Origin of the sequence: Citrifermentans bemidjiense Bem (genome assembly GCF_000020725.1) — a bacterium.
GTDB classification, from domain to species: Bacteria; Desulfobacterota; Desulfuromonadia; order Geobacterales; family Geobacteraceae; genus Geomonas; species Geomonas bemidjiensis.
Genome location: NC_011146.1, coordinates 17,443 through 43,442, shown reverse-complemented (window position 1 = coordinate 43,442; position 26,000 = coordinate 17,443). Strand labels below are relative to the sequence as shown.

General features: G+C 61.0%; 23 protein-coding genes. 13 read left to right on the top strand and 10 right to left on the bottom strand.

The window, feature by feature from the left end:
* Window positions 1–23 precede the first annotated feature (23 nt).
* Both GBEM_RS00175 and GBEM_RS00170 read right to left on the bottom strand, forming a co-directional pair.
* Window positions 24–1,835 carry an ABC transporter ATP-binding protein gene (locus GBEM_RS00175; protein WP_012528475.1) on the bottom strand — a complete coding sequence of 604 codons (1,812 nt, stop codon included), beginning with the start codon at window positions 1,833–1,835 and terminating at the stop codon, window positions 24–26.
* Window position 1,836: 1 nt separating this feature from the next.
* Window positions 1,837–3,546 (bottom strand): ABC transporter ATP-binding protein, encoded by a 1,710-nt coding sequence (locus tag GBEM_RS00170; protein ID WP_012528474.1) that lies wholly within the window; start codon window positions 3,544–3,546, stop codon window positions 1,837–1,839.
* A 558-nt stretch (window positions 3,547–4,104) separates the two neighbouring features.
* Between GBEM_RS00170 and GBEM_RS00165 the strand changes: the two genes are divergently transcribed.
* The 13 genes from GBEM_RS00165 to GBEM_RS00100 all read left to right on the top strand — a co-directional run bounded on the left by GBEM_RS00165 (window position 4,105) and on the right by GBEM_RS00100 (window position 16,964).
* Entirely contained in the window at window positions 4,105–4,689 is a 585-nt protein-coding gene (locus GBEM_RS00165; protein WP_012528473.1) for a 4Fe-4S dicluster domain-containing protein, read from the top strand.
* Entirely contained in the window at window positions 4,686–5,639 is a 954-nt protein-coding gene (locus GBEM_RS00160) for a CoB--CoM heterodisulfide reductase iron-sulfur subunit B family protein (protein ID WP_012528472.1), read from the top strand. Before GBEM_RS00165 ends, GBEM_RS00160 begins: the two co-directional genes overlap by 4 nt.
* A gap of 33 nt (window positions 5,640–5,672) precedes the next feature.
* The gene (locus GBEM_RS00155; protein WP_012528471.1) at window positions 5,673–7,670 is read left to right on the top strand and encodes a CoB--CoM heterodisulfide reductase iron-sulfur subunit A family protein; all 1,998 of its coding nucleotides are present in this window, start codon (window positions 5,673–5,675) and stop codon (window positions 7,668–7,670) included.
* 151 nt (window positions 7,671–7,821) lie between these two features.
* Entirely contained in the window at window positions 7,822–8,349 is a 528-nt protein-coding gene (locus GBEM_RS00150) for a hydrogenase iron-sulfur subunit (protein ID WP_012528470.1), read from the top strand.
* Entirely contained in the window at window positions 8,346–9,290 is a 945-nt protein-coding gene (locus tag GBEM_RS00145) for a 4Fe-4S dicluster domain-containing protein (protein WP_012528469.1), read from the top strand. Before GBEM_RS00150 ends, GBEM_RS00145 begins: the two co-directional genes overlap by 4 nt.
* Window positions 9,291–9,448: 158 nt before the next feature.
* Complete coding sequence (locus GBEM_RS00140) at window positions 9,449–10,459, top strand: 4Fe-4S dicluster domain-containing protein (protein ID WP_012528468.1); 1,011 nt, start codon at window positions 9,449–9,451, stop codon at window positions 10,457–10,459.
* 177 nt (window positions 10,460–10,636) lie between these two features.
* Window positions 10,637–11,479 carry an FAD/NAD(P)-binding protein gene (locus GBEM_RS00135; RefSeq protein ID WP_012528467.1) on the top strand — a complete coding sequence of 281 codons (843 nt, stop codon included), beginning with the start codon at window positions 10,637–10,639 and terminating at the stop codon, window positions 11,477–11,479.
* A 267-nt stretch (window positions 11,480–11,746) separates the two neighbouring features.
* Window positions 11,747–12,001, top strand: a complete 255-nt coding sequence (locus tag GBEM_RS00125; protein ID WP_012528466.1) for an AbrB/MazE/SpoVT family DNA-binding domain-containing protein — start codon at window positions 11,747–11,749, stop codon at window positions 11,999–12,001.
* On the top strand, window positions 11,995–12,318 hold the full coding sequence (locus tag GBEM_RS00120; protein WP_012528465.1) for a type II toxin-antitoxin system PemK/MazF family toxin: 324 nt from the start codon (window positions 11,995–11,997) through the stop codon (window positions 12,316–12,318). The genes GBEM_RS00125 and GBEM_RS00120 overlap by 7 nt, the downstream gene beginning before the upstream one ends.
* A gap of 32 nt (window positions 12,319–12,350) precedes the next feature.
* Complete coding sequence (locus GBEM_RS00115; RefSeq protein ID WP_012528464.1) at window positions 12,351–13,226, top strand: DMT family transporter; 876 nt, start codon at window positions 12,351–12,353, stop codon at window positions 13,224–13,226.
* Between the two features lie 279 nt (window positions 13,227–13,505).
* On the top strand, window positions 13,506–14,354 hold the full coding sequence (locus tag GBEM_RS00110) for a sulfide/dihydroorotate dehydrogenase-like FAD/NAD-binding protein (protein WP_012528463.1): 849 nt from the start codon (window positions 13,506–13,508) through the stop codon (window positions 14,352–14,354).
* A complete protein-coding gene (gene gltA, locus GBEM_RS00105; protein WP_012528462.1) occupies window positions 14,351–15,760 on the top strand; it encodes an NADPH-dependent glutamate synthase in 1,410 nt (469 codons plus the stop codon). Before GBEM_RS00110 ends, gltA begins: the two co-directional genes overlap by 4 nt.
* Window positions 15,761–15,926: 166 nt before the next feature.
* Window positions 15,927–16,964 carry a cytochrome-c peroxidase gene (locus GBEM_RS00100; RefSeq protein ID WP_012528461.1) on the top strand — a complete coding sequence of 346 codons (1,038 nt, stop codon included), beginning with the start codon at window positions 15,927–15,929 and terminating at the stop codon, window positions 16,962–16,964.
* Window positions 16,965–16,988: 24 nt separating this feature from the next.
* Here the strand turns inward: GBEM_RS00100 and GBEM_RS00095 are convergent, their stop codons facing one another.
* From GBEM_RS00095 to GBEM_RS00060, 8 genes are all read right to left on the bottom strand, one after another.
* Window positions 16,989–17,270 (bottom strand): GIY-YIG nuclease family protein, encoded by a 282-nt coding sequence (locus GBEM_RS00095; protein WP_012528460.1) that lies wholly within the window; start codon window positions 17,268–17,270, stop codon window positions 16,989–16,991.
* Between the two features lie 82 nt (window positions 17,271–17,352).
* On the bottom strand, window positions 17,353–18,222 hold the full coding sequence (locus tag GBEM_RS00090; RefSeq protein ID WP_012528459.1) for a two-component system sensor histidine kinase NtrB: 870 nt from the start codon (window positions 18,220–18,222) through the stop codon (window positions 17,353–17,355).
* A 255-nt stretch (window positions 18,223–18,477) separates the two neighbouring features.
* On the bottom strand, window positions 18,478–19,431 hold the full coding sequence (gene corA, locus GBEM_RS00085) for a magnesium/cobalt transporter CorA (protein WP_012528458.1): 954 nt from the start codon (window positions 19,429–19,431) through the stop codon (window positions 18,478–18,480).
* Between the two features lie 115 nt (window positions 19,432–19,546).
* Window positions 19,547–20,566, bottom strand: coding sequence for a uroporphyrinogen decarboxylase (gene hemE, locus GBEM_RS00080; protein ID WP_012528457.1), 1,020 nt, complete (start codon window positions 20,564–20,566; stop codon window positions 19,547–19,549).
* A gap of 133 nt (window positions 20,567–20,699) precedes the next feature.
* On the bottom strand, window positions 20,700–21,776 hold the full coding sequence (locus GBEM_RS00075; RefSeq protein ID WP_012528456.1) for a radical SAM/SPASM domain-containing protein: 1,077 nt from the start codon (window positions 21,774–21,776) through the stop codon (window positions 20,700–20,702).
* Window positions 21,777–21,992: 216 nt separating this feature from the next.
* Window positions 21,993–22,748 (bottom strand): ABC transporter permease, encoded by a 756-nt coding sequence (locus GBEM_RS00070; protein ID WP_012528455.1) that lies wholly within the window; start codon window positions 22,746–22,748, stop codon window positions 21,993–21,995.
* A gap of 21 nt (window positions 22,749–22,769) precedes the next feature.
* Window positions 22,770–23,696, bottom strand: a complete 927-nt coding sequence (locus GBEM_RS00065; protein WP_012528454.1) for a daunorubicin resistance protein DrrA family ABC transporter ATP-binding protein — start codon at window positions 23,694–23,696, stop codon at window positions 22,770–22,772.
* Between the two features lie 32 nt (window positions 23,697–23,728).
* Window positions 23,729–25,876, bottom strand: coding sequence for a hybrid sensor histidine kinase/response regulator (locus GBEM_RS00060; RefSeq protein ID WP_012528453.1), 2,148 nt, complete (start codon window positions 25,874–25,876; stop codon window positions 23,729–23,731).
* Window positions 25,877–26,000: the final 124 nt, after the last annotated feature.

Here is a 26,000-nt window from a genome sequence, read left to right as displayed (position 1 = left end):
AAATAAGGTTGGGGGAGGGAGTCTCAATCCTTGAACTGCAGCTGGTAAAGCCGGTAGTAGACCCCTTTGGCATCCATCAGTTCCGCGTGGGTCCCTTCTTCCATCTTTTCGCCATGATGGATGACCACGATGCGGTCGGCGTCGCGGATGGTGGAGAGCCGGTGCGCTACTACCAGCGTAGTCCTCCCATGCATCAGCCCCTCCAGCCCTCGCTGGATCAGGCGCTCGCTCGCCGTATCCACGCTCGCCGTCGCCTCGTCGAGAACCAGGATGTCGGGGTCGAAGGCCACCGCGCGGGCGAAGGAGATCAGCTGCCGCTCCCCGGCCGAGAAGTTCACCCCGCGCTCCCGCACCTCCTCCTCGAACCCCTTGGGAAGCTCCCTTATGAAACGATCGGCGCCGACCACGGCCGCGGCCTTTTCCACGCGCTTCTGCGCCTCCGGATCGCCCAACGAGATGTTGTAAGCGATGGTCCCGGAAAAGAGATAGGGATCCTGCAGCACCACCCCTATCCGCTTCCGCAGGGTCTTCAGCGGGATGTCCCGTATATCGGCGCCGTCGACCGTTATCGAGCCTCGGTTCACGTCGTAGAGCCGGGAGAGAAGGCGCGTCACTGTGGTCTTGCCGCCGCCGGTCTCCCCGACCAGCGCCACCTTCTCGCCGCGCCTCATCTGCAGGGAAAAGCCCTTGAGCACGTAGGCGTCGTCGCTGTAGGCGAACCAGATGTCGTTGAAGCAGATGCTGCTCCCCGCCTCATCCGGCGCCGTCTGGCAGGGTGTTCCTTTCTCTTTTCCGGCGCCGGCGCTCCCGCCGTTGAGCAGGGCGGGTTCCAGCGCCTGGTTGTCCAGCAGCGTGAAGATCCGCTCCAGGGAAGCCATCGCACCCTGCATCACCGAGTACTTGGCCGAAAGGTCCCGGATCGGGGAGAAGAAGCGCTCGATGTACTGGATGAAGGCGACCAGGGCGCCGAAGGAAAGGGTGCCCCTGACGATCTCCCCTCCGCCGTACCAGATGATGAGCGCCACGGCCACCGAGGAGAGGGTCTCTACCACCGCGTAGAGCGCCGCGTCCCAGGTGATGACTGGGAGGTTCGACTCCATGTACGCCGTGTTCAGCCTGCGGAATTCGCGCGCCTCGTCCCTCTCGCGGTTGAAGAGCTGCACCACCGCCATGCCGCCGATGCTCTCAGTCAGAAAAGCACTTAAGTTACTCTGCCTGGCCCGCACCTGCCTGAACGCCGCGCGCATCCACCTCCTGAAAGCGAACGCCGTCCAGATCAGGAAAGGGAGCACCGAGAAGGTGACCAGCGACAGCTTCACGTTCATGAAGAGCATGATGCCGACGATCCCCGCCAGGACCAGGACGTCCCCCACCACGGTGACGATGCCCGCCGCGAACATCTCCCCCAGCACCTCGATGTCGCTGGTGAGCCTGGAGACGAGGCTCCCGACCGGGGTCCGGTCGAAGAAGCGGGCGGAGAGGCGTTGGATGTGCGAGAAGAGCTGCACCCGGATGTCGTACATCACCTTCTGACCCACGTACTGCAGGAGGTAAACCTGCGCGAACATGAGAAGCGACTCGGCGAGGATGACGCCGAGGAAAAGCGCCGCCAATGACGGGAGCCCGGCCATGACTCCCTTGGTGATGTGGTCGTCGATCGCCAGCTTGAGTATCCAGGGCTGGACCAGCTTGGCTGCCGCCACGAAGGGGAGAAGAACGAGCGCGGCCGTGATGAGGCGGCGATACGGCAGCAAGTAGGGGAAGAAGCGCCCCATCAGCCGCCGGTCGTACATCTTGCCGACTATCTCATCCTCGTAGATCCCGCCAAAGTGCATACTAAAGCCTCTCTATCTCCGCCTTCAACTGCTCTTCCTTATGGATGGCAGCGTAGCGCCCGCCCAACTCCAAAAGCTCCTCGTGGCTTCCCTGTTCGACGATGGCCCCCTGCTCGAGAACGATGATCTGGTCGCACCCCCGCAGGGGGGACAGCCTGTGCGATACGATCAGCACGGTCCGCTCGCCGTAATACCCGGACAGGGCCGACAATATCTCTTCCTCGGTATCGGCGTCGACCGCGGAAAGGGGGTCGTCCAGCACCAGTATGCTCGGCTCCTTGAGGAGCGCGCGAGCTATGGAAACCCTCTGGCGCTGTCCGCCGGAAAGGGTCACCCCCCTCTCGCCCACCATGGTCTCCAACCCCTGCGGAAAGCGCGCTACGTCCCCGGCGAGTCCGGCTATCCTTACGGCACGCTCGATTTCTTCTCTCCCCGCCCCGGGCTTTCCGTAGGCAACGTTCTCGGCGATGCTGCGCGAGAAGAGAAAGCCTTCCTGCGGCACGAAGCCGACGGCGGCACGGATCTTCTCCAGGGAAATCCGGTTCAGATCGACGCCGTCGATGAAGACGGTGCCGTCGGGCACCGGGAAAAGCCTGGGGATCATCCTGACCAGGGTGGACTTGCCGCTTCCCACCACTCCGACGATACCAATCCGCGACCCAGCCGGCACCTTCAGCGTTATGCCGCGCAGCATCTCGGTCGCACCGTAGGAGAAGGTCAGGTTGCGAAACTCTATCTCTCCCCTGATTTCGCCGGGATCGACGGGGTCGCTCGGCTCGACCACCTCGGCGCTGGCGTTGAGGATCTCGCCCAGCCGCGCCATGGAGGCCGCGCCCCGCTGCACCAGGTTCAGAATCCATCCCAGCATGATGGTCGGCCACACCAGCATGGCGAGGTAGCCGTTGAAGGCGACGAAGCCGCCCAGGGTCAGCTCGCCGCGGACCACCTGCGCGCCCCCGACGAAGAGGATGATGAGCGTACCGAAAGCGCCGGTCGAGGCCATGACCGGGAGCATAAACCCGCGGATCTTGGCGACCGCCATGCTCGCGTCGCTGTAGCCGTCACAGACCTGCCGGAAGGTCTCGATCTCCCCCTCCTCGCGGCAATACGCTTTCACCACCGCGGCGGCGGAGACGTTTTCCTCCACCCGGGTGGTCAGCCTGGAAAGCGCCTCCTGCATGCGTTTTGAGGTCTTGAACATCGAGGCGCTCAGCTTCTTCACGATGAAGATCATCAACGGGAAAGGGGCTATGGCGCAGATGGTGAGAAAGGGGGAGATGCGGGTCAGCAGTATAAGGGCAGCGGTGTAGACGACGAAGGTGTTGAGCACGCTCAGCACCCCGAAGCCGAGCAGCATCCTGACGTTGGTCAAGTCGTTTGCCAGCCGGGAGAGGATGTCGCCGGTACGCCAGTTGGAGAAATAGGTGCGGTCGAGCGTCAACAGCTTGCCGTAGAGGTCCTCGCGCAACAGGTACTCGATACGCCGCCCGGCGTTAAGGAGCGTGGTGCGTGAGAAAACGCGGATTATCCCTTGACCCACGGCGGCTGCCGCGATCATGGCGCCGTACTGCCCAGGGGTGAAGCGGCCCGAAGCCGGATGCTGCAACTCCTCGATGGCGAGCTTCAGCAGCCAAGGAATCGCTAGCCCGCACAGGTTGGTGCCGACCAGCAGCAGCGCGCCGCCCAGGTAGGCCCCCCTGCAGGTCCGCACGTAGCGGTATAGTCTCTTCAGTTCCTCGATGGCACACCTCGTCCAGGTCTAACGCCACGGTACTATTATTACATTTCACTTTTCCTGTCAAAGCTTTTACCCCCCGCCACATGAACGTTTTTTGTTTTAAAATCGTGTATACCCGCACCAAACTCCCGCTTTCAGCGGCTGGTGCAACAAGGTACGCATTGCTTCCATTTTCCCCGTAACTTCAGTGACTTTAGCCTAATATCGCTTGTCCTCCCACCGTTGTTTTAAAATTCGCCTTTTTCTTCGAATTGCGTCGCCCGAATTTCTCGATAATTTCACGTAATTAGCGTCACTTTCTTTAAAAATCCTTCTTTTTCAATTACTTCAACGCGCAACAAATCCTTGCTTTTTTGTTTTAAAATGGCGTATATTCCAGCTGCATTTTTTCGACACTCGCCAAAACAGTCATTTGTAAAACGCTGTTCTTGAAGAATGACATGTGAAGGAACTTTCTCCTTGCGTCCCGGTCGGAGTGGTCGTATGATTCTCGCCGTTTATTAAATTTCTCACTACCTCACGAGGTCCGCTGTGAAAAACAAATTGATGCACCTGTCGAACGAGACCATGAACGTCGGTTTCGTGAAAAAGGTGGAGGCGCTTTCCGGCAGCTCGGTGCGGCGCTGTTTCCAGTGCGGCAAGTGCTCCGCCGGCTGCCCGATGTCGGCGTTCATGGAGCACCCCCCCAACCGGATCGTCCGGCTACTGCAGCTCGGGCAGGGGCAGCGCGTCCTCGCCGGCCGCTCCATCTGGTACTGCGCCTCCTGCGAGACCTGCACCACCCGCTGCCCGAACAAGGTCGACCTCGCCGGCATCATGGACGCGCTGAGAAAGCTCTCCTGGGACGCCGACGGCCCCTCGAAGGAAAGCTACGTGCAGCTCGCCAACCGGCTCTTCATCGAGAACATCCGCACCTACGGCAGGCAGTACGAGCTGAGGCTTGGCGCCGCGTTCAACATGAAGAGCGGGCAGTTCCTGAAAGACCTGATGCTCGGGCCGAAGCTGATCTCCAAGGGAAAGCTCAAGATGTTCCATTCGAAAAACAAGAACATCGGTGAGATCGAGGCGATCTTCAAGAGGATCGAGGAGATGCGCAAGAAAGGAGAGGCGCTGTGACACCTGGCAAGAAACGGCTCAATTATTCCTACTACCCCGGCTGCTCGCTGCATGCCTCGGGGCGCGAATACGACATCTCCACCCGGGCGCTTTTCAAAGCGCTGAACGTGGGGCTGAAGGAGGTGCCGGACTGGTTCTGCTGCGGCGCCACCCCGGCCCACAACGTGGACGAGCTTTTGTCGCTCTCCCTTTGCGCCAAGAACCTCTCGCTGGCGGAGCAGGTCGAAGGTGACCTGGCCGTTGCCTGCGCCGCCTGTTTCTCGCGGCTTAAGACCACGCAGCACCACCTGAAAGAGGACGAAGAGAAGAGGAAGCAGGTCGAAACCGCCATCGCCGGACCGGCTGCCCTCGACAAACCGGTCAAGCACATCCTGGAGATCCTGGCGCGGGAATTCGGCCTGTCCAAGCTGGAGGAGAGCGTCAAGAAGCCGCTGCTCGGGCTGAAGGTGGCAAGCTACTACGGCTGCCTCCTCACCCGCCCCCCCGAAGTCCCCGAGCTCGACGACTGCGAGGACCCGAGCATCATGGAAGATATCCTGCGCGCGCTCGGCGCCGAGCCGGTCAAGTGGTCGCACCGGATGGAGTGCTGCGGGGCCAACTTCACCCTGTCGCGCCCGGGCGTGGTGCTGAAGCTCTCCAACGCCATCCTGGAATCGGCGCGGCTCGCCGGCGCCGACTGCATCATGGTCGCCTGCCCGCTTTGCCACGGCAACCTCGACATCAGGCAGAAGGAGATCAAGGACGCCTATGGCGCCCCCGACTCCACGCTGTTCGGCAACATCTTCGGCTCCGAGCTGCAGCAAGGAGCACCCAAGGACCAGCGCGACCTGCCGGTCTTCTACATCACGCAGCTCGCCGCCCTCGCCATGGGAGTCCCCTCCGGGAACCTCGGCTTCGAGAGCGTCATCACCGACCCGAAGCCGCTTTTAAGAGAGAAACAACTGCTGTAGCCCAAGGGCCGGCAGCTAACGATTGAGGAGCTTATGTCCAGAATCGGTGTTTTTGTGTGCCACTGCGGCGAGAATATCTCCCGTACCGTGGATGTGGAGCAGGTGGCCCGAGCCGCCGGGAAGATCTCCGGCGTAGCTTACGCCTGCGATTACAAGTACATGTGTTCCGACCCGGGGCAGAACCTTTTGAAGAAGGCCGTATCCGAGCACAAGCTAGACGGCGTGGTGGTGGCGGCGTGCAGCCCTCGCATGCACGAGAAGACCTTCAGGAAAGCGGCATCGGCCGCGGGTCTCAACCCGTACCTCTGCGACATGGCCAACATCCGCGAGCACTGCTCCTGGGTCCACGAGGACAAGAAACTTGCGACGTCGAAGGCCAGCGACATCGTGAAGCTCATGGTGGAGCGGGTCAAGAAGGGTAAGTCGCTCGCGCCCATTACCGTGCCGGTCACCAAGCGGGCGCTTGTCATCGGCGGGGGGATCGCGGGAATCCAGGCAGCGCTCGACATCGCCGACGCGGGGCACCAGGTGGTGCTGGTCGAGCGCGAGCCCTCCATCGGCGGGCACATGGCGCAGCTCTCCGAGACCTTCCCGACGCTTGACTGCTCCCAGTGCATCATGACCCCGAAGATGGTCGACGTCGCCAACCACCCGAACATCACCCTGCACACCTTTTCCGAGGTCGAGAAGGTCGAGGGGTACATCGGCAACTTCCAGGTCACGCTGAAGCACAAGGCGCGCTCGGTGAATGAGTCGAAGTGCACCGGCTGCGGCATCTGCATGACCAAGTGCCCGAAGAAGAAGATCCCCAACGAGTTCGACCAGGGGCACGGGCTGCGCACCGCCATCTACGTCCCCTTCCCGCAGGCGGTACCGAACACCCCGGTCATCGACCGCGAGAACTGCACCATGTTCCAAAGCGGCAAGTGCGGCGTCTGCGCCAAGGTCTGTGGGCCGGGAGCGGTGGACTACCAGCAGGAGGATCGTTTCTCCGTCGAAGCCGTGGGCGCCGTCGTGGTCGCCACCGGATTCAAGCTCTACTCCATAGACAGAAAGCCTGAGGACAGCCCGATCCAGGGGTACGGCGAGTTCGGCTACGGCGCCATCCCCGACGTCATCGACGGCATGACCTTCGAACGGCTCGCCTCCGCCTCAGGTCCTACCGGCGGCAAGATCCTGAGGCCGTCCGACGGCAAGGAACCGAAGCAGGTGGTATTCATCCAGTGCGTCGGCTCCCGCGCCAGGGAGAAAGGGATCTCCTACTGCTCCAAGGTCTGCTGCATGTACACCGCGAAGCACACCATGCTCTACCACCACAAGGTGCACGACGGCCAGGCATACGTCTTCTTCATGGACGCGAGGACCCCGGGGAAGGGGTACGACGAGTTCTGGAGGCGCGCCGTCGAGGAAGAGGAGGCGGTCTACATCAGGGGGATGGTCTCCCGCCTGTACCAGAAGGGCGAGAAGATCGTGGTGATGGGGAGCGATATTCAAGTCGGCGTGCAGGTGGAGATCGAAGCCGACCTGGTGGTCCTGGCCACCGCGGTGCAGGCCCAGGACGGAGCCGACCAGCTGGCACAGAAGCTGGGCATCTCCTACGACAAGTACAACTTCTACTCCGAGGCCCACGCGAAGCTGAAGCCCGTCGAGTGCGCTACCGCCGGGATCTATCTGGCCGGGGCCTGCCAGGGGCCGAAGGATATCCCGGACACGGTGTCCCAGGCTTCCGCCGCCGCGGCCAAGGTGATGACACTCTTCTCCAAGGACCAGTTGGAGCGCGACCCGGTGGTCGCCAAAGTCAACGAGAAATACTGCGTCGGCTGTCTTGCCTGCAAGAAGGTCTGCCCCTACGGCGCCGTCGAGGAGAAGGAAATCAGGGACCGCCAGGGGAATCTGGTCAAGGTAGTGGCCTACGTGAACCCCGGCGTCTGCGGCGGCTGCGGCACCTGCCAGGCCACCTGTCCGTCCAAGAGCGTCGAGCTCGACGGCTACACCGACGAGCAGATCATGGCGATGATCGAATCGCTTTAAAACCGTTCAACGTTCAACGTTCAATGTTCGACGGACGGCAACATAAAACGGCTACTGCACTGGTACAAGTCACCAACACTCTGTTCCGTCAGGGCTAACACGTTTCCGAACGTTGAACCTTGAACGTTGAACGTTTTTCAGAGGTTTCCACATGCACGCTGAAGCTAAACAGCACGATTTCGAGCCGAAGATAGTCGCTTTCGTCTGCACCTGGTGCACCTACGCCGGTGCGGACCTGGCCGGCACCAGCCGGATGCAGTACCCGGCCAACGTCCGGGTGCTCAAGTTCCCCTGCACCGGCCGCATCGACCCGGTCTTCATCCTGCGCGCCTTCCAGAAAGGGGCGGACGGGGTGCTGGTCTCGGGGTGCCACCCCGGCGACTGCCACTACATGGCCGGCAACTTCCACGCCCGGCGCCGTTTTGCGGCCTTCCGTGCCCTGCTTGATTTCGTCGGGGTCGACCTGCACCGACTCCAGTTCTCCTGGGTCTCCGCCGCCGAAGGGGGAAAGTGGGTCGAAGTGGTGACCGAACTGACCGAGAGGGTGCGCGCCATGGGACCGATGCTGGAGTTCAAATCGCTGGAACACGAGGAGCAGTGGTCTGCCTTTCAAGCTATGGCGGACGTCCCCGGCGTCGTGAACACGCCTGAACTCAAAGAGGCTTACGACAAGATATGAACGCTAAAGCAAACAAAAACCAGTCGAGCTGCATCGAGCCGTCCTACTACCAGGCGGTCACCCAGGCGATCCGCACGCAGGCAGTGCAGGTCCTTAAGGATGGAACCGTGGCCGGCGTTGTCGGTTACCTCCCTGGCCGCCGCAAAGGGACGGCCCGCCCGGCCTTGATCACCACGCCGGAAGAGGCGGAAAAACTCATCTTCTCGCCGGCCTGCGTCAACAACCTCTCGGTCTACCTGACCAAGTCGAAGAAAGGGGTGCTAAAGCAGGGACGGATCGGCATCGTCGCCAAGGGATGCGACATGCGCGCACTGGCCGGACTGATGGGGGAATCCCAGATCAAGCGGGAGGATCTTTTCATCATCGCCGTCGACTGCGCCGGGGTCTACGGCTCCGGGGCCGAGCGCAGCGAGTCGGTGACCGAAGCCAACATCGCCAGAAAATGTGTGGAGTGCACGGTCCATCACCCGGAGGGGGCTGATTTCGTGGCGGGCGCCGCCACCGAACTTTCCGGCCTGACCCCGCTGGAAGCCGAGGAGATGGCGCGCATCGAGGCGCTGCCGCAGGCGGAGCGCTGGGCTTTCTGGAAAGAGCACTTTTCCCGCTGCATCCGGTGCATGGCCTGCCGCCAGGTCTGCCCATTCTGCTACTGCGAGCAGTGCCTGTGCGACAAGAACCGCCCCCAGGCGGTGGAGAACTCCCCCAGGCCCGCAGGAAACACCGCCTGGCACATCGTGCGTGCCATGCACCTGGCCGGGCGCTGCGGCGGCTGCGCCGAGTGCGAGCGCGTCTGCCCGATGGACATCCCGCTGAACCTCCTGAACCGGCGCATGGCGAAGGAGCTGAAGGAGCTTTACGACTACGAGGCAGGGCTCGCACCCGCCGAGAAAGGGCCGCTCACCCAGTACCGGGAAGACGACGACCAGTCGTTCATAAAGTAGAAGCTGTTACCAGTTAGCAACACCCTCACCCCAGCCCCTCTCCCAGAGGGCGAGGGGTTCAAAGTCAAGGCGCGCCCAGCTAGCGGCCTCCTTAGCCACCTAAAGATCGTTGTCCATTGTCAATTGTCAATTGTCAATTGCTTTATAGGAGAATCCCTATGCCACAGATAATTACGGAACAGAACCTTCGCAATCTGATCGACCTCCTGGTCAAGGAGTCGAAAGTCGTGGTGGGACCCAAACAGGCGGACTCAGTCGTCCTGTACCAGCCGCTTGCCGCCGGATCGGAACTCACGCTCGACTCGCTTCCCCGCCGCTCGGCCAAAGAGCTGTTCTTTCCCATCTGCGAGAAAATCCTCTCCTACCAGAGGCAGGACGGGAAGATGCAGGTGACCGACGTGGACCGCTCCCGATTCCCGGAGACGGTGCTGATCGGCGCGCCACCCTGCGACGCCGCTTCTCCGGCCATCCTGGACGCGGTCTTCTCATGGGACTACAACGACGAGTTCTACCTGGAGCGCCGCCGCAAGAGCACCATCGTGGGGATCGCCTGCACCAAAGGTGATGACGCCTGTTTCTGCACCGCGGTCGGCTTGGCTCCTAATGCTGAGGCGGGAAGCGACCTGTTCCTCACCCCGCTCAAGGACGGCTCCTATGCCTGCAAGGCGGTCACGGAAAAAGGAAAGGCTTTGGTCGATGCCCACGCTGGGCTCTTCGGCGAAGCCGCTTCAGTGGATGCGGCCCCCTTCGCCGAGCAGGGGACGGAAAAGCTGGACCTGGTGAAGATCAAGAAGTGGCTTGAGGGGCACTTCGAGGACCCGCTCTGGGAAAAAATCTCAGACATCTGCGTCGGCTGCGGCTCCTGCGCTTTCATATGCCCGGCCTGCCACTGCTTCGACATCAATGACGAGGGGAGCACCGAGCAGGGTTCCCGCCGCAAGCACTGGGACGCCTGCGGTTTCAGCAAGTTCACCAACCACGCCTCCGGCCACAACCCGCGCGACGTGCAGAACAAGCGCTACCGCAACCGGATCATGCACAAGTTCAAGTATTACGACGACAAATTCGGCAAGACGCTCTGCACCGGTTGCGGTCGCTGCGTCCGCGCCTGTCCGGTAGGGATCGACATAGCCGAGATACTCAGCACCATCAACGCAAAGCAGGACTAACCCCATCTCTCCCCCTCCCTTGACGGGCCTGCGCGCCATAGCGCTTCGGTCCGCGAAGGCGGGAGGGGGTCGGGGGGTGGGTGAAGGTGCTATCGGCAATGCCTATGGCCGCTTCCCCCCCCACCCCGACCCTCCCCCGCAGGGGGGGAGGGAGCTTAGAGACACGAGAGAGAAGCCATGTGCCAATCGAACAACATCTATCTGCCTAACCTTGCCACTATCGAGGCCATCGTCGACGAAACCCCCGATGTCCGCACCCTGCGCCTGGTCTTCCAGGACGAGCAGGTCCGCGAGAACTTCAGCTTTCGGGCGGGACAGTTCGCCGAGTATTCAGCCTTCGGCGCCGGCGAGTCCACCTTCTGCATCGCCTCCGCCCCCACCAGGAAAGGGTACATAGAGTGCTGCTTCCGGAGCGTGGGAAGGGTCACCGAGTCGCTCAGGAGACTGGAGGTCGGCGATACCATCGGCGTGCGCGGCCCCTACGGCAACTCCTTCCCCATCGAGCAGTTCTTCGGCAAGAGCCTCGTATTCATCGCCGGGGGCATCGCGCTCCCGCCGCTTAGGACCGTGATCTGGAACTGCCTCGACCTGCGCGACAAGTTCAAGGACATCACCATCGTCTACGGCGCCCGCTCCGAAGCGGATCTGGTCTACAAGCGCGAGCTTGCCGAGTGGCAGGAAAGAGACGACGTGAGGCTGGTGAAGTGCGTCGATCCCGGCGGGAACGGACCGGATTTCCACGGCAAAGTCGGCTTCGTCCCCAACGTCCTGGAGGAAGCAGCGCCCAGTTCCGAGAACACGGTAGCGCTCGTCTGCGGACCGCCAATCATGATCAAGTTCACCCTCCCCGTGCTGGAGCGCCTAGGGTTCGCCGACGACCAGATCTACACCACGCTGGAGAACCGGATGAAGTGCGGCGTCGGCAAATGCGGCCGCTGCAACGTCGGCAACGTTTACGTCTGCAAAGACGGCCCGGTCTTCACCGCCGGCCAAGTAAAGGCGATGTCGCAGGAGTTCTAGGAAAGCCGCGGGGTCACAACAGCGAAGAGGGGGAAAGGCACAATGCCTTTCCCCCTCTTTTCGTTCTACCTGTCGCACCATGGCGCGCTGGCGATGAGTTGGTGTTCCAGCTGAAACTGTAGCTTACTGGCGCTGAAAGTGAATAATTTTATGCACCTGCCTAACAGGTTTATTGCCCTGGCTGGTTGCATGTCATTTAGAAAAATCTTGACGCGCGTCAGGCCCGTAATTACAATGTGTCCACCCTCAACAACGGAGGACATCGCTATGAAGACCAATATTATTCGCATCGGTAATTCACAAGGGGTACGTATTCCGAAAATCCTCCTTGAACAGAGTCGTCTCGGAACTGAGGTGGAATTGGAAGTACAGAACGAAATGATCGTGATACGGTCGGCCACTCAACCTCGAGACGGGTGGGCTGAACAATTCAGGCTTATGTCCGAGTGCGGCGACGACAAGATGATTGACGAGGACCCGGGCGAACAAACGGACTGGGACAAGGAAGAATGGGAATGGTAGTTAAACGTTTCGACATCTTCATGGTCAATCTTGACCCTACGGTTGGCAGCGAGATTCGCAAATTCCGCCCGTGCCTCATTATTTCTCCCGACGAGATGAACGAAAATATTGCCACTGTCATCGTAGCGCCGATGACAACAAAGGGCAGAGGTTACCCGACGCGGGTTCCCTGCACATTCAAGGGAAAGGATGGGCAGGTCATCCTCGATCAGATACGAACGGTAGACAAGTCTCGCCTCATTCATAAGCAAGGCAAACTCGCCAAAGACGTCCAGGAAAAAGTTTTGTCCATTCTGGCTAAAATGTTTGCTCTATAAACAGGGTGAACAACCCACCGTAGGAATTCCTAATGCCATATCTCCTCCTCACCCTGAGTGCCCTGATCTGGTCCGGCAACTTCGTCATCAGCCGGGCGATGAACAATGTAATACCTCCTGCCGGTTTCGTTTTCTGGCGCTGGGTGGTCGCGCTGGTGGTGCTTCTCCCCGTCGTGCTGCCGCGTTTGCGCAGGGAATGGCCTATCGTGCGGGCAAACCTCGGGCTAATCGCCGTCTGCGGTCTCTTCGGGGTCACGCTCTTCAACTTCCTCATCTACACCGCGATGCACTACACCACCGCCATCAACGCGGCGCTGGTCAATTCCGCCATCCCCATCTTCATCCTCATGTTCGCCCGCATCTTCTACGGCCAACGGGTCGTGCTGCGCCAGCATGTCGGCATCGCGCTTTCCCTCATCGGGGTCGCCGCGATTATATTGCGGGGTGATCCTTCCCGCATCCTCACGCTCAGTTTCAACCATGGCGACCTGCTGGTGCTGCTGGCGGCCATCGCCTGGGGGCTGTACTCCGTCGCCATCAAGCGTTACCCGCAGGGGCTTAACCCGTTCGTGTTCCTGTTCAGTATTACCGTAGCCGGATTGCTGCTGCTCATCCCCTTTTACGCCTGGGAGATCGCCCAGGGGCAGTTGATGACGCTGAACCAGCCGACCGTCCTCAGCATCGCCTACGTCGGCATCCTCGCCTCCGTGGTCGCCTTCACCGCCTGGAATCATGGTCTGCGCCAGATCGGTCCGCACATAGGCGGGCAGTTCGTCCACCTGATGCCCGCCTTCAGCACCATCCTTGCCGTCATCTTCCTGGGAGAGCGTCTGCAATCCTTCCACGTCGCAGGCATCGTACTCATCTCCGCAGGCATCCTCTGCGCCACCTATAAGATCCGGGCATAGCTCCCGGCCGGAATCCTCTCTTACAGGGTTAGTCGAACCTATCTCACAAGTCCCCTCCCCCGCCTCCGTGGGGAGAAGAGACCTGGCCGCGTTGTCTTCGTTGTCAATTGTCAATTGTCAATCGTCAATTGCCTTTCTAATTGCCTTTCTAATTGCCTTTCAAAGTTGCCTTTCCCTTGCTTTCCGTATACTTCCTTGCGGAATCCCCTCCGTTGTTGATATCGTATTCAATATCGCAACACATCTGCAGCAAATCCCCTTAGACAAAAGGTGACCCCCATGTTCGAAGTCGTAAGCAACGAGATACTAGCGGAAAACCTCCACAAGATGGTGCTGGTGGCACCACGGATCGCGCGCGCCAGAAAGGCAGGGCAGTTCGTCATGGTCAGGCTGGCGCAAGGCGAGGAGCGCATCCCTTTGACAATCGGTGATGCCGACCCCGAGGCCGGCACCATCACCCTTTTCATCCAGGCCATAGGCGCCTCAACCCGCAAGATTGTCGACACCCCAGTTGGCGGGTCCATTCGCGACGTAGCCGGGCCGCTGGGCAAGGAGACGCACATAACCAACTGGGGCCGCGTCGCCTGTGTGGGCGGCGGCGTCGGCACCGCGGTCCTCTTCCCGCTGGTGAAAGCTCTGGCGGAGGCAGGAAACGAAATCACCACCATCATCGGCGGACGCTCCAGCCGCTACGTCATCCTGGCGGAAGAGTTGGGCGCACTCTCGAAAAACCTGCTGATCACGACCGAGGACGGCAGCCTCGGCTCCAAAGGGTTCGTGACCGGGCCGCTCGGCGAGATGATCGCCGACCCGGCGCGCGCGCCCAAGGCGGTATTTGCCGTAGGTCCGGTACCGATGATGAAGGCGGTGGCCAACATGACCCGCGAGCCGGGCATCGAGACCATCGTCAGCCTGAACCCCATCATGATAGACGGCACCGGTATGTGCGGCGGCTGCCGCGTGCAGGTGGGAAGCGAAACCAAGTTCGCCTGCGTTGACGGCCCTGAATTCGACGCGCATCTGGTCGATTTCGACGGGCTTTCCGACCGCCTCACCAGCTATCGCAAGGAAGAGGCGCTAAGGCATGCAGCGACGGATTGCAAGATAGCTAAGGAGGTAGCAAAGTGAGCAACGATTTGTCCCCCAAAGAGAGGATGGCTATAGAGAGGGTCCACATGCCGGAGCTTCCGGCGGACGAGAGAAGCAAGAATTTCGAAGAGGTGAACCAAGGGCTCAGTCCTGATCAGGCGGTCGCCGAGGCGCAGCGCTGCCTGCAGTGCAAAAGCAGGAACTGTGTGGCCGGGTGCCCGGTCGGCGTCTCCATTCCCGAATTCATCGACGCGCTGGCAAGCGACGACATGCCCAGGGCGGCCCAGGTACTGCGCGGCGACAACGCGCTTCCTGCGGTCTGCGGCAGGGTCTGTCCCCAGGAAACGCAGTGCGAGGCGCTCTGCGTGCGCGGCAAGAAGGGGGACGCGGTGGCAATCGGCTACCTGGAGCGCTACGTGGCCGACTGGGCCATGCAACATCCCGACGAGCTGATAACGGAAGATGCGCCGAAGCCGACCGGCAAATCGGTGGCCGTGGTCGGCTGCGGCCCGGCAGGACTCACCGCCGCCGGTGAGTTGGCCCGGCAGGGGCACAAGGTGACCATCTTCGAAGCGCTGCACGACACCGGCGGGGTGCTCCGCTACGGCATCCCCGAGTTCCGGCTTCCCAAGGAAATCATCGATCGCGAGGTGGCGGTGCTGAGCCGGATGGGGGTTGCCATCGAGTGCAACGTCATCATCGGCAAGACCCTCACCATTCCGCAGCTGCGCAGCGAGTTCGACGCCGTCTTCATCGCCAACGGCGCGGGCCTTCCCACCATGCTGAACATCATGGGCGAGAACCTGAAGGGGGTCTACGCCGCCAATGAGTTCCTCACCCGCGTGAACCTCATGGAAGCCGGGCGCAGGGCCGACAGCTCCACCCCGATCCTGCAGCGGGACGAGGTAGCGGTGATCGGCGGCGGCAACACCGCCATGGACTGCGTGCGTACCGCCCGCAGGTTGGGCGCCAAGCGCGCCATGATCGTCTACCGCCGCAGCGAGACCGAGATGCCTGCCAGGGTCGAAGAGATCAAGCACGCCAAGGAGGAAGGTGTTGAGTTCATCATGCTCACCGCCCCCGTCGCCATCGTCGCCACCGAGGACGGCTGGGTCTCCGCCTTGCGCTGCCAGAAGATGGAGCTCGGCCCCGCCGACGACTCAGGCCGCCGCAGGCCCCAGGCCATAGAAGGCTCCGAGTTCGACCTTCCCGCCGGAATCGTCATCAACGCCGTCGGCACCAGCGCGAACCCGCTCCTCACCGCGACGGCTCCCGACCTCACCCTCAACAAGTGGGGCAACATCGTCACCAACGACGAAGGGGAGACCAGCATCCCCGGCGTCTTCGCCGGCGGCGACATCGTCAGGGGCGGGGCCACGGTCATCCTGGCCATGGGCGACGGCAAGCGCGCCGCAGCCGCTATCGACAAGTACCTGAAAGGCTAGCCAGAGCTAGCAGGAACAGCCTAGGGGGCGCCGCAAGGCGCCCCCTCTTTTCCACCCGCCCCCTCGCCTCCATCATCCCATTCCTATTGCCGTTCCGGTTGACACCCCATCTCAAATGAGTATGTTTTAACTCGTCTTCCAATCTAACCGGTTAATGGAGGCGTACATGAAAGGCAAATGGATCATACTGCTCCTGCCACTGCTTCCCGGCTGCGTCGATGCCACTGCGAAGGAAACGATGTCCAAGGCCCAGGCCACCTTCAAGCCCATCCCGGCACAGGCCCCGGCCATCAAAGGGAACGAGGCCACCAAGGCCAAGGTCGACCTAGGGAGAATGCTCTTCTTCGATCCCCGCCTCTCCACCTCGCAACTCATCAGCTGCAACACCTGCCATAACGTAGGGTTGGGAGGCGCGGACCTCCAGGAAACCTCGGTCGGCCACGGCTGGCAGAAAGGCCCCCGCAACGCCCCCACCGTTTTCAACGCCGTCTACAACGTAGCCCAGTTCTGGGATGGCAGGGCCAAGGACCTGCAGACCCAGGCCAAGGGCCCGGTGCAGGCGTCCGTAGAGATGAACAGCAATCCCGAGCTGGTAGTTAGAACCTTGAAGAACATCCCGGGATATCCAGCCCTCTTCGAGGCGGCTTTTCCCGGGTACCGCGATCCGGTCACCTTCGACAACATGGCGAAGGCTATCGAGGTGTTCGAGGCGACACTGGTAACTCCGGATGCCCCGTTCGACCACTTCCTCAACGGCGAACCCAGCGCTCTCAACGCGCGCGAGCAGACTGGCCTTGGTGTCTTCATGGAGAAAGGGTGCGCCGCCTGCCACGGGGGAATCAACATCGGCGGTGCCGCCTACTACCCCTTCGGCGTCCGTGAGATACCCACTGCAGAGATCCGCCCGGAAAGCGACACGGGGCGTTTCAAGGTGACCAATACCGCCAGCGATAAGTACGTTTTCCGGGCGCCGTCGCTCAGGAACGTCGCGCTCACCCAACCCTATTTCCATTCCGGAAAGGTGTGGAGCCTCAAGGATGCGGTGGTGGTGATGGGGTCTGCGCAACTGGGAATGAAATTGAACGAGACGGAAGTGAACGACACCGTCGCATTCCTAAAGAGCCTGACGGGAAAACAACCTAAGATTGATTACCCTCTGCTTCCGCCGAGTTCGGACCAGACCCCGCATCCGCAGCTAAAGTGATAGGTGAGATATTGAAGGAGAGGTTTAACTGGAGAGATGAAGAAGATGCGGCACCGGCTTTGCCGCAGTTTGCAAAAGGGCCTGTTTGCCGGCGCGGCTCAGGCCCTTGATGTACAATTCCCGCCTGCTGGCGCTGCTCCTGTCGTGGCCCCCTTCCAGGAAAAGCACTTCCTCGGGGCGGCGCCCCCGGAAATACTTCGCTCCGCTGCCGGTCGCATGCTGCCGCAGGCGCCGCGCGATGTCTGTGGTTATCCCCGTGTAAAAGGTGCCATCCGAGCAAAGGATGATATAAACCTGCCAATTCATTTGAGTTTTCTCTTAAATCCAGGAAAGGGGGACAGGCTACTTTTTCAAATCAAAAAGTAGCCTGTCCCCTTTTTTTTATTCATCAAGGGGCCGGAAGGAAGGCTCTGATCGTGGTCCCTTCCCCTGGGGCAGTATCTGCGAGGATGGCGCCGCCGCTCGCTTTCACGATCGCGTGCACCGCGGTAAGCCCCAACCCTCTGCCGGCCGCCTTGGTGGAGAATAAGGGGTCGAACATACGGTCACTGGTTTCCCCGTCCATCCCGCAGCCACTGTCTGACACCTCGATGAACACGAAGCGCCCGGAAGCCGGCTTCGGCTCGACTCGGCTCCAGGTGAATTCCGCTGCAGGCAGCTCCCCCACACCCGTCGACACGCCGATGGCGCCCGTTTCCCCTAGCGCCTCGGCCGCGTTGGTTACCAGGTTCACGATCAGCTGCTGCATCTTGCCCGGTTCCGCCTCTATAGGGGGAAGCTCCGGTTCCAACCGAACCGAGAGGGAGATGCCCTTGCGCATCGACCCCTTCATCAGCTCCAGGTTTTCGGCAACCAGCCGGTTGAGATCGACCGACTTCACCTCCTGACTCCCTTTCCTGGAGAAGGCGAGCATCTGGCGGCTCAGGTTCGCCGCGCGCCTGGAGGCATCGAGTGCGTTGTCCATGTATTTTTGCGAGGCGGCGTCCGGTTCTTTTGCCTGGCGCAAGAGTTCAAGGTTGCCGCTGATCCCCATCATGAGGTTGTTCAGGTCGTGCGCGATGCTCCCCGCCAGGACGCCTACCGCGGCAAGCTTCTGGACTTGCAGCAGCTGCTTTTCCAGTTCGTCGGGCGCGAGCAAGGCTTCATTCGGCTTAGCCTCGGCGGCAGGGGAGGGGGGGTCCTTTCCTGCCCCGGCGGGACACGAGCCTTCGGTGTGGCTGGCTAATATGTCGCGGCACCAATCGCGAAGCGACATCATCTTCCTTCCTTCTCGTGCTGACGCTGCCGTCCCTTGGGGGGCTGCGACGGGACGAACGGCCTCTTTACTGAGTGTGAAGCTGCAGTCTCGCAGTCACCACAATACCTGTTGGATCTATCGGCAGCAGCAAGAACACTCTTGAGGGATTGTTGTGAGGGTCGGTCCAGACTGAGGAACGGTATCGGGCAGCGGTGCAACTGACAGTGTGCCTTTCGCGACGGCAGCCCTGTCTCTTTGACTTTGAATTATGTAGTTTTAGAGCCAACCCTTGCGCTTGAAGTACCAGTAGGGAGCGATGCCTGAGAGAATCATCAGCGCGAGAGCCCAGGGGTAGCCGAAAGAGAGTTTCAGCTCGGGCATCACGTCGAAGTTCATCCCGTAGATGCTGGCGACGAGGGTAGGGGGGAGGAAGACCACGGCTGCGATGGAAAAGATCTTGATGATCTGGTTCTGCTCGATGTTGATGAAACCCTGGGTGGAGTCCATCAGGAAGTTGATCTTATCGAAAAGGAAGGTGGTATGCGACATAAGGGTCTCGACGTCGCGGGCGATCTCACGCAGCGTCTCGCTCTGATCGGCCCGGTCGCGCAGGTGCCGCAAAAGGAACGAGATGTCCCTCTGGGTATCCATCAGGCAGAGCCGGATCTTTCCGTTGCTGTCCTCGAGCTTGGCGAGCTTGCTGATGGCGTCTTCCAACTCGGAATCATCGTCTTCGAGCACCAGGTGGCTTACCCCTTCCAGCTGGCGGTGGATGTCCTCCAGGGTGTCCGCGTGGTTCTCTACCTTCTGGTCCAGGAGCAGCACGAGAAGCTCGGACGGGGTGCGGCATTCCACCTGCCCTCTCCTGGCGCGCATGCGCAGGAGCCGGAAGTCGGCGAGGTCCCCTTCCCGGATGGTGATCAGGTGCTTGCTTTGCAGAATACAGGCGACGGTGAGCGTCACGTGGCGCCCCTCGCTCTGGGAAAGGAACAGGGGATGCACGTGTATCCCGGCCTGGTCCACGAAGCAGCGGGCTGAGATCTCGATCTCGTCCACCTCGTCGGACTCCGGAATGTCGGTGTGCAGCAACAGCTCGAGCAGGTCCCTCTCTTCGTCATCCGGCTCATGGGCGTCGATCCAGTCGGCATGCAGGATCTGATTGGGGAGATCGCTTTTCTCAAAGTCCATCTCCTTTATTAGCCCGTTGTCTATGCTGAAAAGCCTGAGCATGTCTACTCCCGCTGATCCGGTGCGGCAGGCAGCCGTGGCCTGCGAAATTCGACCGGATCCTTTGTTGCCTGGTCAAGAAAAAGGGCGGCCTCATCGGCCGCCCTCCGGTTTGCCTCTATTTCCTCGACAGCCGGTGCACGCAGTCGACCATGAAGATCGCTTTTTCCGGCGGGACGGTCGGGAGGATGCCGTGTCCCAGGTTGAAGATGAGACCGGGCCGGCCTGCGTTTTCGTCCAGCACCCTCTTCACCTCGCGCTCGATGATCTCGTTGGGAGCGAAGAGCACGGTCGGGTCCAGGTTCCCCTGCACCGCCATGTCGCCCAGGATATCGCGGGCCTTGCCGAGGTTCACGTGCCAGTCGAGGCCCATGACGTCGCCGCCGGCCTGCTTCACGATCTCCAGCATGGTCCCTGCGCCCTTGACGAAGTGGATCACCGGGATGTTGGTGCGGTCGAGGCCGTTGATCAGGCGCTGGGTGTAGGGGAGGACGTAGCGCTCGTAGTCGGCCGGGGAGAGCATGCCGCCCCAGGTGTCGAAGATCTGGATCGCCTGAGCGCCCGCCTTGATCTGCGCGTTCAGGTACTCCATGTCCATGGTGGTGATCTTATCCATCAGCGCCGCGTACACTTCGGGGTCGGCGTACATCATCTTCTTGAGGGCGGCGAAGTCCTTGGAACCCTTACCCTCGACCATGTAGCAGGCCAGGGTGAACGGCGCGCCGCCGAAGCCGATCAGCGGCACCTTGGTGGCGAGCTCCTTGCGGAGCAGCTTGACTGCGTCCAGCACGTAGGGGACGTCGGTCTCCATCTTCGGGATCTTGAGTGCCTCGACGTCGGCCATGGTACGGATCGGCTTGGCGAAGACGGGGCCGGGGGTGAAGTCGAGCTCCATCCCCATCGGCTCGATCGGGGTGAGGATGTCGGAGAAGAGGATCGCGGCGTCGACGCCGAGGATGTCGACCGGCTGAACAGTTACCTCGGTCGCCAGTTCCGGGGTCTTGCACAGTTCCAGGAAGGTGCATTTGGAGCGAACGCGCATGTAATCGGGGAGATAACGTCCCGCCTGGCGCATAAGCCAGACCGGCACCGTATCAACCGGCTTCCCCCAACATGCGTCTAAAAATCGAGTATTCATAGTAATCCTCCTGGGTGAATTTTTATTGTATGCAAAACGTCCCTCACCCTGTCCCTCTCCCAGAGGGACAGGGGACGCTGCAGGGCAGGGGGCTATCGGTTTTCAACGTAGAACGTCGAACCTTGAACAGCAGCTAATCTTTCTGCTTTTTCTGCAGCTTGATCGGGACGTAGTTGCAGAACGGTTCCTCTTCCATGTAGTCGCCGTGCACCGCATCGGCGCGGGCCCGGCAGCCGCCGCAGACGTTCAGGTACTCGCACTCGCCGCATTTCCCCTTGTAGCTCTTGAAGTCCCTCAGGTCTTTGAAGATCTCCGAGTTCTCCCAGAGCTCGCGGAACGGGGTTTCCTTCACGTTGCCGGCGGTGCGGTGGAAGTAGGAGCAGGGCTTCAGGTTCCCGTAGCAGTCGATGAGGCAGATGGTCTGCGCCGCGATGCAACCCTTGCCGCCGCCGGTGGAGAAGGTGAGCGAGCGGCGCTCGAACTTCTCCCCTTCCGCCTTGGCCTTTTGCGGCACGATGCGGTAGTAGTGCGGCGCGCAGGTGGGGCGCATCAGGATGTCGTCCTCGTTCTTCTCCTGGTGGTAGTGCCAGTCGAGAATCTCCTCGTAGTCCTCCTTGGAGATCAGCTCGCTCATGATGTCCTCGCCGCGGCCGGTGGGAACGATCATGAACATGTACCAGGCGGTAGCACCCAGGGACTTCGCCACCTTGAAGGTGCTGGCGATGTCGTGCTGGTTCCTCTTGGTGAAGGAGGAATTGATCAGGAACTTCTGGCCGTGCTTCCTGAAGAGTTCGGCCGCGCGCAGTACCCCCTCGAAGGAACCGGGGCACTGGCGGAAGTTGTCGTGAACCTCGGCAGTCGAGCCGTCCAGCGAAAGAGAGACCATCTTGATGTCGGCCTTCTTCATCTTCTCGCAGACCTCGTCGGTCACGAGCGAACCGTTGCTCGCCATGCACATCCTGAGGCCGAGCGAGGTGCCGTACTCCGCCAGTTCGAAGATGTCCGGCCTCATCAGCGGCTCGCCGCCGGAAAGGACCACGACCGGCTTCGAGAAGTCGGAGATCTCCTTCAGTAGCTTCTTCCCTTCTTCGGTGCTGAAATCACCTTCGGAGGAGGTCAACTCGGACGAGCAGCGGCAGTGGACGCATTTGAGGTTGCAGCGCTGGGTGGTCTCCCAGGCGATCCATTTGGGTACGAACTCTTCGGCCATGGCATCTCCAATAATTTGGCCCTGGAAAAGCGTTACATGTGGCGGGGGGCGCATCAGTCAGGCAGGAAAAAATTTCACGCCAAAACGGTAGGCTCTGCGGCAACGTACGCTCGATTTGCCGTCTTCGCGCCAAAAGCGCTGCAGAGGCATCCAGGAGGTTACAAAGTTTAGGGCAAACTTTACTATGAAATTAATGGGAAACTCAAGAAGAATCGCTTATTCAGCCATCTTGCGGTCGAAGGTGTAGACCGCCACCAGGAACGATACGGCTGCGGTGGCTACCAGGTTGATCAGGTAGGGTGCGGGGACGGATCCCTGTAAGAGCGCGTCCCGCGCCCCTTCGAAGACTGCCGTCGTCGGGAGGAGTTCGATGAAGGGGCGGATGGAAGCGGGATAGGAGGAAAGGGGGAAGAAGATGCCGGCCATGAAGATGAGAGGGACGATAACCACCGACTGCACCCGCCCGATATTCTCCGGCTTGTCGATCACCGTGCCGCAGATGGTTCCCAGGCAGGAGAAGGTCATGGACGAGATGGCGATGCACATGAGGTAGACGGGGAGGTGGCCGTAGTCGATACGGAAGGGGGTCAAAAGGAGGATCACCAGGAAGACGACGGTGCCTTTGACTGCCCCCTGAGAGAAACCGGAGAGGATCTTGCCGATGACGATGTCGTAGACCGTGATAGGGGTGACCCGGTACTCCTCTATGGTGCGCTGCACCCGGCGGTGGAACCACATGCTCCAGGAGCTTTCGTCGAAGGCGGCGTTGATCGCCGTCATGGAGATGAGGCCGGGCGCTATGAAGAGGGGGTAGGGGACGCCGCTCACGTCTGTGATGTACCCCTTGAGGCCGAAGCCGAAGGCGAGGTAGAGGGTGAGGGGGTAGGCTATGACGGCTACGAGTTCGGAAAAGATGCTCCGCCTCAGCACCATCATGTCCCTGCTCCAGATGGAAAACGCGCCTTTGAACATTAACCCCTCCGTTCAACGGGTTCACTCCCGCAATTTTTCCCCGGTGAGCGAGATGAAGACCTCCTCCAGGCTCGGCTCCTTGAGGCAGATCCTGCGGATGTCGGCACCACCCAAGCAATCCATCAGCGGCTTGATGGACTCCTCGTCGCTCAGGGTGATCTGGAAGGTGCTACCGCTGCGCTCGACGCTGCGCACGAAGGAAAGCCCGGCCAGCATCCCCTCGTACCTGTCGCTGTCGCGCCGAAATTCCACCTGGTACACGTGGGCCCTGGAAAAGGCATCTTTCAACTCCGCCGCCGTGCCGTCGGCCAGACATACGCCGTGGTCCATGATCATGATCCGGTCGCAAAGCGCGTCCGCCTCGTCCATGTAGTGGGTGGTGAGAAAGACGGTCATGTTCCGCCTAAGCCCCCTGACGTACTCCCACAGGGCGCGCCTGGACTGCGGGTCGAGCCCCGTGGTCGGCTCGTCCAGAAACAGCACGCGCGGCTCGTGCACCAGGGCGCGCGCCACGACCAGCCTGCGCTGCATGCCGCCTGAAAAGGTGTCGGGGAAATCGTTCTGACGGGAGGTGAGCCCGGTCATCTCCAGGAGCTCGTCGATGCGCCGGTTGTAAGCGGCAGGCCGCAGGCCGTGCAGCCTGCCGTGGAGCGCGAGGTTTTCCCTCGCCGTCAGGTACCGGTCGAGGTTGTTCTCCTGGGGGACGACGCCGATCACCCGGCGCACCGACTTTCCGGCAGTGAGGATGCTGAACTCCTCGACGAAGGCGTCGCCGTGGGTTGGGCGCATAAGCGTGGTGAGGATCTTGATCAGGGTGGTCTTGCCCGCACCGTTCGGGCCCAAAAGCCCGAAGACGGTGCCTCGCTCCACTTCCAGCGAGAAACGGTCCACCGCCTTGAACCCGCCGTAGCTCTTGGTTATTTCATGCAGCCTGATCGCGTGCGGCATCGATGGCTCCCGTCTGGATCCTGGGAAATAATTTATTCGATGGGGAAAAGGAGCGAGAAGGTGCTTCCTCCCCCCTCGGCCTCTTCGACCCAGACCGCCCCTTCATGGGCGTCCATGATGCCGCGCACGATGGAGAGTCCGAGCCCCGAGCCCTTGGACATGAAGGCGGTGGCTCCCGAGCTGTGGTGGTCGATATCCCCGACGCCGTAGAACTTTTCGAAGACGCGGACTCTCTCGTCCGGCGGGATGCCGATTCCGTTGTCGCGCACCTGGAGCAGATAGTATTTTTCGGTCGCCGCGACGTTACCGGGGAAGGAGGGATAGAAGGTATGCAGCGTCTGCGTCATCTCCTTGAGCTGCGCCTGCTTCAGCACCCGTCCGGTTAATCGGACGCACCCTCCGTCGCGGGTGAACTTGATGGCGTTCTCTAAAAGGTTGCGCACCGCGAGCATGGCGAAGGCCTCGTCCACCGGCACGAGGACGTCGTCCCCCGTGATCTCCACCTTTATGTGCCGCTCGGATAGCGGCAGCGCGAAGAGGTCGTGCACTTCGCGGCAGACCCGCATCAGGCTCGCCGGCTTTTTCTGGGCCAGCGGCCCTTGCGCCTCGATGCGGGAGATGGAGAGGAGGTCCTCCACCAGTTTCCTGAGCTGAATGGTCCCTTCGTACACCGAGACGAAGATGTTGTGCTGCTCGGGGCTCATCTGGATGCCGGAATATTTCAGCAGGAACTCGACCCCCCCCATGATCGAGGTGATCGGGGTCTTCAACTCGTGCGAGGCGATGCCGATGAAGTTGTTCTTCGCCGTGTTGAGGCGCCCCAGCTCGATGTTGGCGCGCTTCACCTTGTGCAGGTTCTCTTTGAGCTCTTCTTTGCTGCGGTAGAGTTCCTCCGCCTTCTCCTTCATCTTGTCGTAGAGGCCGTAGTTGTCGATGAGGACCGCGAGCTGACCTGCAATGGCACAGAGCAGGAAGACGTCGCGGTCGCTGTAGCTGCGCCCGGAGACGGTCCCCACCGTCATCACCCCCATCACCTCCTGTCCTATCTTGAGCGGCACTGTGCACCAGGAGTGCAGCCCCATCTCTATGGCGGCGCTTTTGGCTCTGGCCGGAAACCTTGCGTCTGGCTCCTCTCCCAGAAAAGGGCGCCCCGCCTGCGCCAGGGTCGCCCACTGGGTCTCCCGGGGGAGCGTCTTCATCGCCTTCTCGAACGCGGGGGAAACACCCAGCGAGGCGCGCATCTTGAGTTTGTCGTCCTCGAAAAGGTGGATGCAGGAGAAATCCATCTGCAGCATGTTGTGCAGCTGGAAGAGGAGGTCCCCCATCACCTTGTCGACCCCCTTCGTGTACTGCAGGCGGAAGGCGACCGCGTACAGGGTGAGGAGTTCGCGGTCGCTGGTCCGTTTCTCCTCCTCGACCTCGCGCCTTTTGGTGATGTCCTTGATGATGAAGACCAGGTTCGGGCGGTTGCTCCCCTCGGTGCGCATGGGGTAGCTGGCGACGTTGTACCAGCCGCTCAGGTTGGGGAAGCGGATGTCCTCGTCGGCCTCGCTCTGGACGCTGTGCAGGAAGCGGAACAGCTTTCCCTCGGGTTGCTGCGATCCGAAAAATATCTCGTCGATCCTGCGGCCGATGATGGCGCCGTACCCGCCGGGAAAGTAGGCGCTCACCCGGCCGTTGCAGCGCAACACGACGCCGTCGGCGTCGGTGATGATGATCAGGTCCGAGACCGCGTCGAAGACGCTTTCCCACTCCGCCTTGCCGCGGCGCACCGCATCCTGGGTGAGCCGGTGCGTCCTGCGCTCCTCAGCCTCCCTCAGTTCCCGCACCATAACCGGTACCAGGCGGGCCAGGTTCCCTTTCATTAGGTAGTCGCTGGCACCCGATTTCATGGCCTCGACGGCTAGGTCCTCGCCGATCTTGCCTGAGACGATGATGAATGGGATGTCGCGCCCGGTCTCGTGCAGCACCTGCAGGGCCCCGAGGGCGTCGAAAGAGGGCATGCGGTAGTCGGAGATCACCACGTCCCACTCCCCGTCATGCAGGGCCCGGCGCATGCTCTCCGCAGTCTCCACTCGCATGTGTATCAGTTTGTAGCCGCCGCGGCGCAGCTCCCTGATCAGAAGCAGGCTGTCTTCTTCCGAGTCCTCGACCAAAAGGACCCTCAGCTCTTTGGACATGCTTTACCCCAAACTTAAAAAGCTTTTAAACCAATTGACAATTGACGATTGACAATTGACAACTAAAACCCTTACCCCAATGGACAACTGACAATGGATAATTGGCAACTAGAACCCATTGACA